Here is a 15,267-nt window from a genome sequence, read left to right as displayed (position 1 = left end):
TGGAGCGCGCCCAACAACTCCTCAACCAGCAAGGACGCGCACTCAAAGACGCCAACGTCCTCCTCCTGGGCGTCACCTACAAAGCCGACATCGCCGACCAACGCGAATCCCCCGCACGCCCCATCGCCCGCCGCCTCACCCGCCTCGGCGCCCACCTCACCTACCACGACCCCCACGTCACCACCTGGCACGTCGACGACCAGCCGGTCCCCAACGCCGGCGACGACCTGCCCGCCGCGCTGGGGGCCGCGGACCTGGTGATCGTCCTGGCCGAGCACTCCGAGTACGACGCCGAGACGCTGGCGCACCACTCCAAGCTGCTGTTCGACACCAGAGGGCGCACCCGCGCGTCCCGAGGCGAGACGGTAGAGCTCCTGTGATCCGGCCATGACCGCCGACGCGGCCCCACCACCGATCATGCCGCCGGAGCCGACCGGCCGCGGCCACCGTCCGGACAGGCGGGATTCATCTGTAATTTCCACGGCCCGCACAGAATCCCCAAAGGGAGATTTTCGGCACCCATCCGGAGTGAGTGGAATGCGGGTCTGCGTTTGCACGGTCGTGCACCACCCCGAGGATGCCCGGATTCTGCACCGGCAGATCCGGTCATTGCTCGACGCGGGCCATGAGGTCACGTACATCGCGCCTTTCAGGGAGTGCAACGTGACCCCTTGGCGGGAGATCAGCCCGGTGGACATACCCCGGGCGGCCGGCCGGCGGCGGCTGCGCGCGCTGCGCGCCGCGCACCGGGCGCTGGTCGAGCACTCCGCGTACGCGGACGTGGTGCTGCTGCACGATCCCGAGCTGCTGGTCTCGCTGCCCCGCCAGGTGCGGCGCCGCACCGTCGTGTGGGACGTGCACGAGGACACCGCCGCCGCGCTCACCGCCAAGGGCTGGCTGCCCGGCCCGGTCCGGCCGCTGCTGCGCCCGCTGGTGCGGCGGCTGGAGCTGCGCAGCGAGCGGCGGCACCGGCTGCTGCTCGCCGAGGAGGGCTACCGGGAGCGGTTCCGCGAGGAGCACCCGGTGGTGCCCAACACCACCTACGTCTCCGACGTCCCGCCGGGCCCGCCCGACGACGGCCGGGTCATCTACGTCGGCCACCTGTCGGCCGCCCGCGGCGCCTTCGACATGATCGAGATGGCCCGGCTGCTGGCGCCGGAGGGCATCACGATCGAGCTGATCGGCGCCGCCGACCCCGACGTCCGGGTCGCGCTGCGCGCGGCGCAGCGCGAGGGCGTGCTGCGCTGGTACGGGTTCGTGCCCAACGACCGGGCGCTGCGGATCGCCGAGGGCGCCACGGCGGGCCTCGCGCTGCTGCACGACGAGCCGAACTACCGGCATTCGATGCCGACCAAGGTCGTGGAGTACATGGCCCGCGGCATCCCGGTGATCACCACGCCCAACCCGCCCGCGGTGGAGATCGTGGAGCCGGCCGGGTCCGGGCTGGTGGTGCCGTTCAACGACCCGGCCATGGCCGCGGACGCGGTGCGCAAGCTGCGCGCCGACCCCGACTTGCGCAACGACCTGGCCAAGAACGGGTACGAGACGGCGCTGGCGCGCTACCACTGGCCCGTCCACGCCAAGCGGTTCGTGGCCCAGCTGGAGTCCTGGGCGGGGCGTTCGACGGCGCCGGCGTTCGACGAACCGTTCGTCGACACGGCCGCCACCGCCGAAGGCACGTTCTGATTCGGACGGCCCTGGGGGTCATCTCGTCTGCGGCAGGCGGGCGACCGCGGCGCGGGCCAGGCGGGTCGCCGCGCCGGGCGGTTGCGAGGCCTCGACCATCACGATGTAGCGGTCCACGCGGAGCGCGACCGTGCCCGCCGTCGGCCCGATCTCGTACGCCTCGTCACCGCCGATGTCGGTACGGCGCCGCGCCTGCGACTGGGTCGCCTGCAACGTCTGGAGCAGCGCGGACGCGGTGTGGGAGGTCGGCGCCACCCACTTCACCGTCACCGTGAGACCGCGCTTGCCCCAGCGCTGCTCGCGCCCCTGCCGGTCCCGGGGCTCCGGCGACTCGGGCGGCTCGGCCGAGTCCTGCGGCCGCGACCGGTCCGGCCGCTGCGAGAGGTCCTCGCGCTCCCGCTCGTCGGGTCCGGGACGCGCGGTGCCGCCCGGCGAGACGATCGGACCGGGCGGATCGACCAGGTCCGCGCCCTCTATCTCGTAGGTGCAGGTGACCGGGCGCGGCAGCCGCACACCACCGAGCGTGGCGCGGCCCGGCTTGGCCGTGTACTCGCCGTCCAGATGCGCGGCGGCCAGGTCGGGGCCCTTCAGCAGGCCGCACGCGTCGGGCCAGTCCGCCTCCGCGACCCCGCCGAGCTCGGCCGGGCCGGGGCCGGCGAAACCGCCGCGCAGCGCCACCAGCCGGGCCGAGCCGGTCGGCCTCGGCGCAGCCTCCGGGACGGCCACGTAGAGCAGCCCCCCGGCAGCCGCCAGCCACGGCCGCACCCCGGTCCGCGCCGGGTCCATCGCGAACGGGGCGGGCACGGTCGTCCGGGCGCCGCCGGCGGGGTCCACGACGTCCACCCCGGCGGGCAGCAGCCGCTCGTCCAGCCGCGGGCGCAGCGCGTAGACGCGGCCGCCGGCCTCGGTGACGGCGGCGTAGCCGGGCACGTCGCGGGCCCATTCCGAGCGTCTGGAGGCCACCTCGATCGATTCCATCCGGCCCCCGTCGCGGGCGCCGCCGGGACGGTACACGACGATCAGCCGCCCGCGGACGAGCACCGCCGGGCACATCGTGTCGCCGCACACCTCGTCGCCGTTCCAGACCGCGACCTGGGAGCCGTCCTTGTCGTAGGCGCGCAGCGCGGTGCCGTCGAAGGCGAGCGTGACGCCGTCCAGCGCCCGCACCTCGGGCGACTCCTGGGAGCCGAGCGAGCGCGTCCAGCGGAGCCGGCCGTCGGACGGCTCGACCGCCGCCAGCCGGCTGCGGCCCGCGCAGTCCAGGGCCAGGACGGACAGTTCCTCGGCGCCGTCGGAGGCGTGCGCGGCGTCCTCGAACAGCCGGCAGCCGGCGGGGAGCTTCTGCGTCCAGCGCTTGGACCCGTCGTCGGCGGACCGGCCGTACAGGGTCCGGCGGGTCTTGTCGGTGGTCAGCACCACGCCCGAGCCGCCGGGCCAGCGCAGCGTGGTGCGGGTCGCGGCGGCGGGCCGCTCGGCCCCCGCGCGGCGCCACATGACGCCGCCGGAGAGCGCGTCGAAGCCGACCGTCTGGCGTTCGCCGCGGTGCCCGGTGCGCTCGAAGTAGCCCACGAGGCGGGACCGGGTCGCCGACCAGCCGAGCATCGTCCAGCCGGCGCGGCGGTAGCTCCAGCGCTCGCCGCCGGTGCGGGCGTCGCGGACCTCCAGGCCGAGTCCCGACGCGGTCACCACCTGCCCCTGGGCGACTTCGTAGGAGACGCTGCCGAGCCCGGCGAGGGTGCCGCGCCGCACCTGCGCGGACCGCTGCCAGCTGACGGCCAGCGGGCCGGGCGGCGGGCCGAGCGCGGCCTGCGGCGCGACCGGCTCGGCGGTGACGCTGTGCCTGACCTGCCACCATTCGGCCTGCAGCACGAAGCGGCCGGCCAGCACGGCGACGACGGTGACGACCAGGGCGCCGGAGAGAACCCCGAGCGCCACCCGTCCCCTGGCGGCCGCCCCGGATCCGTCCCGGGGCCGCCGTCTGCCGCCGACCACGACCGAACCGCCTCCCTCCTGTTCCATCCCCTACCTTGAAGCGTGGGCGCCGGTGGCGCCTACGCGGACAACGTCTCCCACCATGCCCTGTGGCGGGCGCCCGCGCGACACGGCCGGGCCAGAACGGAGCATCCCTTGGACGACATCTTCATCACCTGGCGGACGTGGCCGGAGGCCCGCGCCGATCTGGAGGCCGGCGACACCTTCGGGCCGGACGCCCTGGAACGGCTCGACCGGGCCGCCGGCGCCGCCCAGCGCTGGCACGGCGACCAGCGGCGGCCGACCGGCGTGCCGTACATGGAACACCTCGTGGAGGCCCTGGAGGCGGCGGTGCGCGGCGCGGGCGAGACCGACCCGGACGTGCTGTCGGCGGTTCTGCTGCACGACACGGTCGAGGACACCGACGCCACCGTCAAGGAAGTGGAGGAGCAGTTCGGGCCGCGCGTGGCCGAGCTGGTCGACTGGGTCACCAAGCCGCCGACCGACGGGCTGGGACGGGAGGCCAAGCGCGCGGCCAAGGCGGCGTACCTGCGGCGGCTGCGGGACGCTCCGCCCGAGGCGGTCGCGGTGAAGCTGGCCGACCGGGTGAGCAACGTGCAGCGGCTCGACCAGATGAAGCCGGACTTCCAGCGCCGCTACTACGCCGAGACGGTCACGTACATCATTCCGCTCGCCGAGGGCCATCCGTGGTTCGCGCCGTGGTTCGCCGCCTGGCGGGAGCGCTTCGCGCACCTCCGCTGAGCCCGGACGATCGCCGCGCGGGTCGAACGGCCCTTTCATGACCCAGCGGTCATAGGGGAGGATCCCCGGCATGGAACGCGAATGGGTGATCGAGGAGAGCCTCGTCGTCAAGGCGGGGCCGGAGGCCGTGTACGCGGCGGTCGCCGACCCGCACCGGATGGCCGGCTGGAGCCCCGAGCTGTTCGCGGTCTGGATCCGCCGGCGCCGCCACCTCCCCGACTCCGCGCCGGGCGGCGCGGCGGGCCCCGGCTTCGGCCCGGAGACCGTTTTCACCGGCTTCAACCGGATCGGGTGGCGGGTGTGGTTCACCGACGCGCGGGTGACGGCCGCCGTCCCGGGCGAGAACTTCGCCTTCCGGGTGTCCAGCTTCGGGGTGCCGACCGCGGTGTGGGGCTACCGGCTGGAGGACATCGGCGACGGTTCGACGCGCCTCACCGAGTACTGGCACGACCTGCGCCGGGACGGGCGCGGTGTCCGGTTCGTGCTGCTGCTGGCACGGATCTTCACCGGAGTGCCCGCCGAGCGCCGCGCCGAGCTCAACCGCCGGGGGATGCGGGCCACGCTGGAGCGCGTCAAGGCCGCCGTCGAAGCGGCCGCCGAGGGCTCATGAACATGACGGGCCCGGACGTGACAGCAAAATAAGAACCTGTTCTACTTGATGGCGTGACAACAGGGACCCACGCGCACCAGGTCCAGGGCGAGCGGATCGCCATGCCCGTGCGGATCCGGGACGCCGCGCTGGCCTCGGCCATGTACGCCGTGCCCGCCGCCCCGGCCCAGGCGGTCATCGCCTACTCCGGACTGGAGCTGGCCGAGCCGTTCCCGGGACGGGCGATCTGCTCGCTGGCCTTCGTCCGGTACGCCGACGGCGACCTCGGCCCGTACCACGAGTTCGCCGTCGCCTTCCTGGTCCGCCCGCCGGGCAAGGGACCGCGCGAGTACGGGCAGGGCGGCCTCAAGGACCTCCGCGGCATCCGCAACGTCGGCGCGTTCATCCACTGGCTGCCGGTCAACCAGGAGTTCACCCTGGACGCCGGCCGGTCCATCTGGGGCTTCCCCAAGGAACTCGCCGAGATCCCCCTGGACCTGTCGGGGCGGATCAAGCGGTGCGCCGTCCGGCTCGACGGCCGCACCGCGATCGAACTGGCCGTAAGGCCGGGACCGTCGATCCCCGCGGGCCGGTCCGCGCCCGAGGTCAGCGCCTACTCCTGCCTGGACGGCACCACCCGCCGCACGCCCTGGACGATGCAGATGTCGGGGGTGCGGCTGCGTCCCGGCGGCGCACGGGTCACGCTCGGCGAGCATCCCGTCGCCGAGGAGCTGCGGGAGATCGGGCTGCACCGCGCCCGCCCGCTCACCTCCAGCACCGTCGCGCACCTGGCGATGAGCTTCGCCGACGCCGAGGAGGTCGGCCCGTGAGCGGGACCGCGCTGGTCACCGGCGCGGCGAGCGGGCTGGGCGCGCTGGCCGCGCAACGGCTGGCCGCCGCCGGCTGGGACGTCGTCGCGGCCGACGTCGACGAGAAGGGGCTGGCCCGTACCGCGCTGCGCTCACCCAACACCCGCACCCGGAGCTGCGACGTCTCCGACGCCGGGGCCGTCGCCGACCTGGTCGCCGAGACGGGGACGCCGCACCGCGTGGTGCACGCCGCCGCGATCGGCCCGCTCGTCCGCGCCCTGGAGCATCCCCTGGACGAGGTCGAACGGGTGATGCGGATCGACTACCTCGGCACCGTCAACGTCGTCCGGGCCGCGCTGCCGGGCATGCTGGAGCGCGGCCGGGGCGAGCTGATCCTGTTCTCCTCCCTCGCGTCCTGGGTGCCGACGCCCAAGTCGTCGGCGTACGCGGCGGCCAAGGCGGCGGTGAACGCCTACGCCGAGACGCTGCTGCGCGAGCACGCCGGCAGCGGCGTGCGGATCCGGGTCGTGTGCCCGCGCCAGGTCGACACCCCGGGCTTCCGGGAGGCCGCGGCGGCCGACCCGGCCGCCACCGGCAACATGAAGGGCATGCCGCCCGGCGCGGTGCTGGACGCGGTCGACCGCTCCCTCACCCGGCGCGGCGGCCTGTACGTCTTCCCCGACCGGCTGACCCGCGCGACGGTGCTCGCCCAGCGGTACGCGCCCGGCCTGATGAGCCGCATGCTGGCCAAGGTCACCACCGGGGCGCGAGAGACGGCCGCCACCCCTTGTTGACCGCCCCCGGCCCCGGGCGGGACGGGTCGCGGGCGCGATTTCGGGGAACCCCGCACAGAGCGAATAAGCTGTCTCCTTCGCCCCGCGCGGGCGGACGGGCATTCGCCCGCGTGAGCACGGACGGTAGGGAGCAGCCTGCATGTCGTCCCAGGTGACGGGTCGGCCCGCCACGGTCAAGGACCAGGAGATCGCCTCCGAGCAGCGCTACGTCGACGTGGCGTACGCGCGGCTGGAGGAGATGCGCGCCGATGCCCAGGCCATGATCCGCGAGGGCTACCGGCAGTCGCTGGCCGGCACCAAGGGCTCGCTGGTGGACCGGGACGCGATGGTCCACCAGGCGGCGCTGCGCGCCAAGGCGCTGGACGTGGCCGACGACGGCCTGGTCTTCGGCCGTCTCGACCTGGCCGCGCCGAGCGGGGAGATCCGCTACATCGGCCGGGTCGGCGTCCGCACCCCCGACCACGACTCCCTGGTGATCGACTGGCGCGCCCCGGCCGCCGAGGACTTCTACCGGGCCACCCCGGAGGACCCGCGCGGCGTGGTCCGCCGCCGGGTGCTGCACTCGCGCGGGCACGCGGTCGTCGACCTGGAGGACGACCTGCTCGACCCGGCCGCCGCCGATGACCTCACGGTGGTCGGCGACGGCGCGTTCCTGGCCTCGCTGGCGCGCACCCGCGAGGGCGCGATGCGCGACATCGTGGCCACCATCCAGCGGGAGCAGGACGAGGTGATCCGGGCCCCGGCCGACGGCACCGTCCTGGTCCGCGGCGCCCCCGGCACCGGCAAGACCGCCGTGGCGCTGCACCGGGTCGCCTACCTGCTGTTCCGGCACCGCCGCCGGTTCGGCTCGCGGGGCGTGCTGGTCGTGGGCCCCAACCGCCGCTTCACCGCCTACATCGAGCGGGTCCTGCCGTCGCTGGGCGAGGGCTCGGCGACGCTGCGCTCGCTCGGCGACCTGGTCGACGGGGTGACCGGCACGGTGCACGACTCCCCCGAACTGGCCCGGCTCAAGGGCGCCGAGGCGATGGCGCGGATCCTGCGCCGCGCCGTCACCGACCACGCCCCCGGCGCGCCCGACGAGCTGCGCGTGGTCTTCAAGGGCGTGGTCGTGCGGCTCGACCGCGCCCGGCTCGACAAGATCCGCAACGAGGTGCACCGGCGCAGCCGCGGCAGCGTCAACGCCGCCCGGGGCCGGGCCGCCGAGGCGCTGCTGGACGCCCTGTGGGACGCCTTCCGCGACCTGGGCGGCCCGGAGGCCGCGGCGACCGCGGCCGAAGGCGACCTGAGCGTCTGGAACGCGCTGCTCGCCGCCGACGGCCTGGCCGAGATCGACGAGTCCGGGCCGCCGGCCGCGGGCGGGGGCGCCGCGTCCGCCAACGGCGGCGGCGACACCATGCGCACGCAGTTCCTGGCCCGGGTGCGCGAGCAGCGCGCCTTCACCGACTTCCTGGTCGCCTGGTGGCCGCTGCGCCGCCCGCTCGACGTGCTGCGCTCCCTCGGCGACGCCGGCCGGCTCGACCGCGCCGCCGGCCGCGACCTCGACCGGGACGCGGTGCGGGTGCTGGCCGGCGCCTGGTCCCACGCGCTCGGCTCCGGAGCCGAGCCCGTCCTCAGCTACCAGGACATCGCGCTGCTCGACGAGACCGACGCGCTGCTGGGGGCGCCGCCGCGGCCGTCCCGCCGCGGCCCCGCGGCCACCGAGGACGACCCGTTCGTGGTGGACGGCGTCAACATCCTCACCGGCGAGGACGTCGCCGACGACGACTGGCAGCCGGAAATGCAGGAGCTCACCACCTCGATCGAACGCCTGGAGCGGTCGCGCCGCGTCGACGACGGCGTGGTGGAGGAACGGCCCGAATACGCGCACATCGTCGTGGACGAGGCGCAGGACCTGTCCCCCATGCAGTGGCGCATGCTGGGCCGCCGGGGCCGCCAGGCCAGCTGGACGATCGTCGAGGACCCGGCGCAGAGCGCCTGGGAGGACCTCGACGCCGCCCGCACCGCGATGGACGTCGCGCTCGGCGCCGCGGAACCCGCCGGCCGCCCGGCCGGCCGGTCCCGCAACAGGCGCTCCCGCTCGGGGCGGCGCAAGCCGTCCCCGCGCCGCACCCGCTACGAGTACGAGCTCACCACCAACTACCGCAACTCCACCGAGATCGCGGCCGTGGCGACCCGGGTGCTGGAACTGGCGCTGCCCGGTGCCCACCCGGCCCGCGCGGTGCGCGAGTCGGGGATCGACCCGGTGGTGCGGGTGCTGCCGCGACCCGAGCACTCGGCCGCGACCCGCGACGCCGTCGCGGACCTGCTGGGCCGGGTCGAGGGCACGATCGGCCTCATCCTCCCGACCGGCGACCCCGCGATCGCCGAGCTGCGGGCCGTGGGCTTCCCCGAACGAGTGCAGGTACTGGACGTCCTGGAGGCCAAGGGCCTGGAGTTCGACGCCGCGGTGATCGTGGCGCCGGAGACGGTGGCGACCCAGTCTCCGCGCGGGCTGCGCGTCCTCTACGTCGCGGTCTCCCGCGCCACCCAGCACCTGACCGTGCTCACCGCCGACCCGACCTGGCAGGGCATCCTCACCGGCGCCTGACCGGCGGCGCCGCTAGATGATCGGGGGGCGGCCGGTGCGGGTCATCCGCCACGCGGTCCGCCAGGAGATGGGGCGGCGCGGGCCCGCGGGCTTGCGCCACCCCTCGATGAACCCCTTGAACCACGGCTTGAGGGCGCTCGGCTTGCGCTCGCGCAGGAGGGTCATCGCGACCCACACGGCGAGGTAGGTGAGGCCGATCGTCCACGGCAGGTTGCGGCGCGCCAGCCACACCCGGTTGCGGGCGTTGTACCGGTAGAACATGTCGTGCCGGGTCGGCAGGACGGCCGGGTGGAACATGACCGCCGACGCGTCGTACACGATCCGGTAGCCCGCGTTGAGGATCTGCCAGGCCAGATCGGTCTCCTCGTGGGCGTAGAAGAAGTCCTCCGGCAGGCCGCCGCCGGCGTCCCACGCGGCGCGGCGGATCGCGCAGGCCCCGCCGAGGAACGTGGTGACGTCCGAAGACCGCTCCGGGTCGCCCGCGCGCAGCCGCGGCACGTGCCGCCGCTCGCCGCGCCCGCCCTCCGGGTCGCGGACCCGGAACGAGACCGCGCCCAGCCCGGGGTCGGCGGCGAACCGGTCGCGCAGGTACGTGCCGAGGCGGGTGGAGCGGTACCAGCCGTCGTCGTCCAGGAAGAGGATCACCTCGCCGCAGGACGCCTCCACGCCGCGGTTGCGGCCCGCCGGGATCCCGACGTTCTTCGGCAGCTGCACCGTCTTGACCCGCTCGTCGTCGAACGGCGCCTCACCGCCGCGGTCGCCGACCGGGTCGACGCCGTTGCCGACGAGCACGATCTCGACGTCGACGTGCTCCTGCTCCAGCGCGCTGCGGACGGAGCGGGCCAGCTCCTCGGGGCGGTTCCCCATCGTGAGCACCACGATCGAGAATTTCATTTACTTGAGCCTCCGGGAGGCGAGGATGCTCACCAGGTGGAGCAGCGTCTGCACGACCGCCACGGCCGCGACCGCGACCGTCAGGACCCGGATCGCGGCCGGGGTGCCGGTGCCGAGGACCACGTCCAGCGCGGCCGCCGCCAGGATCAGCAGCGACAGCTCCACCGCCCCGATGATGCGGTGGAAGCGCAGCATCGACGCGGCCTGCCGGGCCAGCGCGATCCCGGTCGAGCGCGGCCGCAGCGCCCGGTCGCCGCCGGACGGATCGGCCGGCATCCCCGACTTGGCCCGGGCCACCACCACGTTGTCGGTCTCCGCCTTGATCAGCGCCGCGCCCAGCGCCGCGACCAGGCCCAGCTCGGTGTAGCCGCCGCTGGTCCAGCCGCCCTGCGCCGCGAACCCGAGCCCGATCAGCAGCGATACCTCGGAGAGGTAGTGGCCGATCCGGTCGAGGAACACCCCCGCGACCGACGTCTGCCGGAGGTAGCGGGCGACCTCGCCGTCCACGCAGTCCAGCAGCAGGTAGACCTGGATGAGCAGGGCCCCGCCGAGCGCCGTCCAGAGGACGCCCAGGCCGGTCGCGGGCAGCGACACCACCGCGCCCGCGGCGACACCGCACGCCATCATCATGTACGTGAGCTGGTTGGGACTGAACCCCATCCGCATCGCCAGCCAGGCGAAGTACGGCGACAGGTCGCGCATGTAGAGGCGGCCCGCCCAGTGCTCCTCGTTGCGCCGGTCTTTCAGACCCGGCGGCTGCCCCCACCGGCGCACGTCGGCGACGCTCGCCGAGCGCCGGCCCGGCCTGTCGTCGTCCCCCGGGAGGGGCATCTCCGGCAGCTCAGCCGCCATGGGCTTGGACATACTCTTCCACCGCCTTGAGGATCGCGCCCTTGTCCAGGCCGAGATGCTCCAAGATCGTATAGCGCCCGGGACGGGTCTGCGGGGCATACTCGACGGCCTCCGCGAACTGCTCCACGGTCAGCCCCACATCGCCGGGCAGCACCGGCAGCCCGTGCCGGCGCAGGCACGTCACCACCTCGTCCAGCCGCTCCGTACCCGCGTCCAGCCGGGCGGCGCGCAGGTGGTGGCAGAACGCGGCGCCGATCCCGGCCAGCTCGCCGTGGTTGGCGGTGCCCGGGAACAGCTGGTCGATCGCGTGCAGGATCTCGTGGTCGCCGCCGCTGGACGGCCGGGACGAGCCCGCGAACGCCATCGCCATGCCCGACAGCACCAGCCCCTCGGCCAGCACCGTCAGGAACCGGTCGGACTCGATCGACTGGGGCTGGTGCAGCAGCGCCTCGGCGGCCGTGCGGGCCACCGTCAGCGCCATCCGGTCGACCGGCTCGCCGCACTCGTCGGCGGCCAGCAGCCAGTCGTCCACCGCCGAGAAGTTGCTCACCACGTCGCCGACGCCGGCCCGGACCAGCCGCTCGGGCGCGGCCCGCACGTAGTCGAGGTCGACGACCATCGCCAGCGGCATCACCACCCCGAACGACCCCTTGCCCTTGTCGTGGGTGAGGGACGCGACCGGGGAGCAGATCCCGTCGTGGGAGAGGTTGGTGGCGACCGACACCATCGGGATGCCGGCCAGCGTCGCGGCGTACTTGGTCGCGTCGATGGTGCGGCCGCCGCCGATGCCGACCACCGCCTCGTAGGACCCGGCGCGCAGTTTGGCGCCCAGGTTGACCGCCGCGTCGACGGTGCCGCCCTCGACCTGGAACACCTCGCAGGCGGTCAGGGAGGGCCGGACATGGTCGGCGATCTGGTCGCCCTGGCCGGGTCCCACGGCGATGGCCACCCGGCCCTCGGTGACGATCCGCCGGTCGGCCAGCAGATCGCCCAGGGCAGCGACGGCCCCGCGCCGGACATCGATGGACAGCGGAGCGGTCAGCATCCGCGTCAGCAGGGGCATGGGGACTTCCTCGCTCGGATCGTCGGTCGGGACGTCCGGTCGTAGGGGGAAGGCCCGGACCGGGGCCGTACTGGCTCCTCCGGGCCCGCGGTCAGTTCTGTTGCCGGGGCGGGTCCCCCAGACCCCCCGGACGGCTCCGAAGCCTCACTTGTAGCCCTTGGCGATCCGGCGGGCCTTCTCCAGGTCGTCGTGGTTGTCGACCTCGACCCACGCGACCTCGCCGATCGGGGCCACGGCGATGGCGCCGCCCCGCTTGACCAGCTCCTGGTACCCGTCCTCGTAGTAGAGGTCGGGGTCCCCCTCCCAGGTGGCCTTCAGGGCGTCCGCCAGCGGCTCGGCGGCGGCCGGCTCGATCAGGGTGGCGCCGATGTACTCCCCGTAGGCCTCGGCCGGGTCCATCAGCTTGGTGATCCGCTGGAGCCGCCCCCCGGCGTCCAGGGTCACCTTCATCTCCTCGTCGGCGAGTGTTTTCACGTTGTCCACCGCCAGCAGGATGTCCGGTCCGCGGTTGGACAATAGTGTCTTCTCCACCCCGACCGGATGAACCGTGTCGCCGTTGACCATGAGGACGCCCTTGGAGAAGTGCTCCCGAGCCAGCCACATGGAGTAGGCGTTGTTCCACTCCTCGGCCTTGTCGTTGTGGACGAGGGTCAGCGACACCCCGTAGCGCTCCTCCAGGGCCGCCTTGCGCTCTTCGACGGCGCCGGCGCGGTAGCCGACCACGATGACCACGTCGGTCAGCCCGACCTGCGCGAGGTTGCCGAGCGCGATGTCGAGGATGGTGGTCTCGCCGTCGACCGGGACCAGCGCCTTGGGGAGCGTGTCGGTGTACGGCCGCAGCCTCCGGCCCGCGCCCGCCGCCAACACCATGCCGATCATGCTTGCTCATCCTCCAGGTCGCCGATTACGCCGTCGCCGCGACCGGCACCGTGCGCACCGGCACGCCGGCCGGTGTGCCCGATCCGCGCCCAGGTGGCGGCGCTCTCGGTCACGAACATCACGCCAAGGTAGACGGCGAGTGCCGCGTACGCGAACGGGAGGAGGCCGGCGAGGCCCGCGAATGCGGCGAGCAGCATCCGGCCGTCCCAGCCCAGCCCGGCGCGCGAAAGCCGATCCGGTGGCCGGAACCCCTGGCGGGTGCGGTACACGATGTCGTAGTGGTGGTACGCCAAGGTCGCGATCAGCACGTAAACGAGCGGTGCCGGCACGCCCTGTGCGAACCCCAGTGCGGCGAGGTAACCATACTCGATCGCGCGGATGACGGGAGGGACAAGCCAGTCGAACCTGCCCTTGTGGGGATGCCGCGCGGCCGGGCCGGTCAGCATCAGCGCCACCGCCGGCGCGAACAGGACGGTCGAGCGCTGCTCCCCCACCCCGGCGGCCAGCAGCGCGGTGGTGACGGCGAGGGCGATCAGCGTTCCGGGCAGCGGCGGCAGCCGTCCTCGGGCGAGCCCGCCGAGGACCGAGGCGAGCGGGCCGTCGTCCCTGTAGGCCGTCACCCGGCTGCGGGAACCCGCCCTACCAGCGGCTAGGCGCGTCTCGCCGTGCGGCGGCGGCTCGGGATCGTGCGTGAGCGTCCTCATTTGTCCTCTTCCTAGGAGCTGTCTCGAAGTGGCCTCAGGCGCAGCACGATCGCGAAGCGATGTCGCACTCGCCTGGGCCCGGCTAGGGGCGAGCCGCCAGGCGAGCGCCGTAGGCCGGGGCTTGAAACACAGCCCGCAGGATCCGTCCGGCCAGGGTGTAGGCGGTGGCGACGCCGCCCCAGACCAGCAGGGCGAGAAAGGTCACCCGGGCGTCGGTGAACGCGGCGGTGAGGCCGATCAGGGCGAACCGCTCGCCGATCGGCAGCACGAGGATCTTCTTGGCCCAGTGCAGCGGGCGGACCCCGCTCGTCCGGGCGGACCAGCGCGCCACCGGATCGGCCGGGGCGGCGGGGTCGGCGGGGAGGGGAAGAGCGCCCTCCGCCTCGGCGCTCGCCCGGTACGAGAAGTCGATCGTGTGCCGGACCGTCTGGAGGATCAGCGCGGCCACCGCCAGCGCCCACACATCGCCGCCGTGCGCGGTGGTGCCGGCGGCCGCGGCGGTGGACCCGATCGCCAGGCCCGCGTACACCGCGTACTCCTTGACCCGGTCGGAGACCGCGTCGAGCCAGCCGCCCAGCGGGGTGAGCCGGCCGGTGAACCGGGCGAGCTGCCCGTCCACGCAGTCGAGCACGAACGCGGCGTAGAGGAGCACCGCGCCCGTGACCATCCCGGCGCGGGTGCCGCCGGAGAACCACATCGCCGCCAGCAGCGCCAGCGCCACCGACGCGACCGTCACCGCGTTGGGCGTGACACCGCGCCCGGCGAGCAGCCGGACGATGCGCGGCGAGTACGAGCTGACCGCGAACGTGGCGAAGAACCCGTCGTCGGCCTTGACCGCGGCCGCCAGCCGGGCGTCCTCCCCTTCGGCGAGCAGCAGGGCGGCGCGCGCCTCGGCCACCGCGCCCGCGTCGGCGGCACGGCGGCAGACCAGGCCGCGGCTCGGGCAGGCGGCGACGTCCGCGCCGGCGGCGACCAGCCCGGCGAGCAGCGCCTCGGCCGCGTCCCCGGGCAACCGCCCGCCCGCCCGCACGGCGTCGCGAACGACGCTGTGCCCGTCCAGACGCTGGTCGGGACCGGCCAGCCCCTCGGCGACGTTCGCGACGGCGGCCGCCTGGTCGGGGGTGAAACGCAGCATGCCGGGAAACGCCGCGTTCGCGCTCGTCGCGGTGCCCGCGCCGACGACCCGGCCGCGCGCCGTGCGCACACCGCTCATCCCGTACGCGCTGGGCCACGCCGCCGGCACCGTCACCGCCGTCAGCGGCTCCCCTGCGCCGTCCAGCAGCAGTTGCAGCAGTTCGTCGCCCGCGATCAGGTCGGCGGGCAGGACCGCGACCGGCTCCCCGGCCAGCCGCGCCAGCCGGGCCACCCGGGCGATCTCCCGCAGGTCGGCCCGGACGTCCGCGCACTCGGTGACGAAATGCCCGTCGGCGCGCAGCACCCGCGCCGCTTCGGGACGGCCGATCACCCGCACGTCCGGTACGTTGAGCGTGGCCAGCCGGTCGCACAGCCGTGCCAGCAGGGTGCACGGGTCGGCCGGCTCGCCCGGCCGGCTCCGGTACGGCAGGGCGGCCGCGGGGCCCGGCTCGGACTCCCCGCGGGCACGCCCGGTCGCGATGATCACCGCTACGGTCATCGGCGCCTCCGACCGCGTAGGAATGGGACACGACAGGGTTTTCG

Annotated in this window: 14 protein-coding genes; 7 read left to right on the top strand and 7 right to left on the bottom strand. The window is 74.4% G+C overall.

Features of this window, described 5'->3' with window-relative positions:
* Both ABD340_RS41275 and ABD340_RS41270 read left to right on the top strand, forming a co-directional pair.
* Positions 1 to 380: UDP binding domain-containing protein (locus ABD340_RS41275; protein ID WP_344596782.1), on the top strand; the 380-nt coding region annotated here is incomplete at its 5' end.
* A gap of 157 nt (positions 381 to 537) precedes the next feature.
* Entirely contained in the window at positions 538 to 1,686 is a 1,149-nt protein-coding gene (locus tag ABD340_RS41270) for a glycosyltransferase family 4 protein (protein WP_344596781.1), read from the top strand.
* An 18-nt stretch (positions 1,687 to 1,704) separates the two neighbouring features.
* On the opposite strand, the gene ABD340_RS41265 is transcribed toward ABD340_RS41270, so the two are convergent.
* Positions 1,705 to 3,705 carry a PQQ-binding-like beta-propeller repeat protein gene (locus tag ABD340_RS41265; RefSeq protein WP_344596779.1) on the bottom strand — a complete coding sequence of 667 codons (2,001 nt, stop codon included), beginning with the start codon at positions 3,703 to 3,705 and terminating at the stop codon, positions 1,705 to 1,707.
* A gap of 108 nt (positions 3,706 to 3,813) precedes the next feature.
* Between ABD340_RS41265 and ABD340_RS41260 the strand changes: the two genes are divergently transcribed.
* The 5 genes from ABD340_RS41260 (at position 3,814) to ABD340_RS41240 (ending at position 9,198) form a co-directional block, all read left to right on the top strand.
* Entirely contained in the window at positions 3,814 to 4,419 is a 606-nt protein-coding gene (locus tag ABD340_RS41260) for an HD domain-containing protein (RefSeq protein WP_344596778.1), read from the top strand.
* 70 nt (positions 4,420 to 4,489) lie between these two features.
* Positions 4,490 to 5,029, top strand: a complete 540-nt coding sequence (locus tag ABD340_RS41255) for an SRPBCC family protein (RefSeq protein ID WP_344596777.1) — start codon at positions 4,490 to 4,492, stop codon at positions 5,027 to 5,029.
* Positions 5,030 to 5,082: 53 nt separating this feature from the next.
* On the top strand, positions 5,083 to 5,838 hold the full coding sequence (locus ABD340_RS41250; RefSeq protein WP_344596775.1) for an acetoacetate decarboxylase family protein: 756 nt from the start codon (positions 5,083 to 5,085) through the stop codon (positions 5,836 to 5,838).
* A complete protein-coding gene (locus ABD340_RS41245) occupies positions 5,835 to 6,611 on the top strand; it encodes an SDR family NAD(P)-dependent oxidoreductase (protein ID WP_344596773.1) in 777 nt (258 codons plus the stop codon). Before ABD340_RS41250 ends, ABD340_RS41245 begins: the two co-directional genes overlap by 4 nt.
* A 139-nt stretch (positions 6,612 to 6,750) precedes the next feature.
* Positions 6,751 to 9,198, top strand: coding sequence for a HelD family protein (locus tag ABD340_RS41240; protein WP_344596771.1), 2,448 nt, complete (start codon positions 6,751 to 6,753; stop codon positions 9,196 to 9,198).
* Positions 9,199 to 9,210: 12 nt separating this feature from the next.
* Here the strand turns inward: ABD340_RS41240 and ABD340_RS41235 are convergent, their stop codons facing one another.
* From ABD340_RS41235 to ABD340_RS41210, 6 genes are all read right to left on the bottom strand, one after another.
* Positions 9,211 to 10,092 carry a glycosyltransferase family 2 protein gene (locus ABD340_RS41235; RefSeq protein ID WP_344596769.1) on the bottom strand — a complete coding sequence of 294 codons (882 nt, stop codon included), beginning with the start codon at positions 10,090 to 10,092 and terminating at the stop codon, positions 9,211 to 9,213.
* A complete protein-coding gene (locus tag ABD340_RS41230) occupies positions 10,093 to 10,923 on the bottom strand; it encodes a CDP-alcohol phosphatidyltransferase family protein (RefSeq protein ID WP_344596812.1) in 831 nt (276 codons plus the stop codon).
* 10 nt (positions 10,924 to 10,933) lie between these two features.
* Positions 10,934 to 11,989, bottom strand: coding sequence for an iron-containing alcohol dehydrogenase family protein (locus ABD340_RS41225; protein ID WP_344596810.1), 1,056 nt, complete (start codon positions 11,987 to 11,989; stop codon positions 10,934 to 10,936).
* Between the two features lie 162 nt (positions 11,990 to 12,151).
* Positions 12,152 to 12,886 carry a phosphocholine cytidylyltransferase family protein gene (locus tag ABD340_RS41220; protein WP_344596767.1) on the bottom strand — a complete coding sequence of 245 codons (735 nt, stop codon included), beginning with the start codon at positions 12,884 to 12,886 and terminating at the stop codon, positions 12,152 to 12,154.
* Entirely contained in the window at positions 12,883 to 13,590 is a 708-nt protein-coding gene (locus ABD340_RS41215) for a DUF5941 domain-containing protein (protein WP_344596766.1), read from the bottom strand. The genes ABD340_RS41220 and ABD340_RS41215 overlap by 4 nt, the downstream gene beginning before the upstream one ends.
* An 82-nt stretch (positions 13,591 to 13,672) precedes the next feature.
* Positions 13,673 to 15,223 carry a CDP-alcohol phosphatidyltransferase family protein gene (locus ABD340_RS41210; RefSeq protein WP_344596764.1) on the bottom strand — a complete coding sequence of 517 codons (1,551 nt, stop codon included), beginning with the start codon at positions 15,221 to 15,223 and terminating at the stop codon, positions 13,673 to 13,675.
* Positions 15,224 to 15,267 lie beyond the last annotated feature (44 nt).

Origin of the sequence: Actinomadura vinacea (assembly GCF_039532545.1) — a bacterium.
GTDB lineage: Bacteria > Actinomycetota > Actinomycetes > Streptosporangiales > Streptosporangiaceae > Spirillospora > Spirillospora vinacea.
The sequence above is the reverse complement of the archived record's forward strand: the minus strand, read 5'-3'. Positions and strand labels throughout refer to the sequence as shown.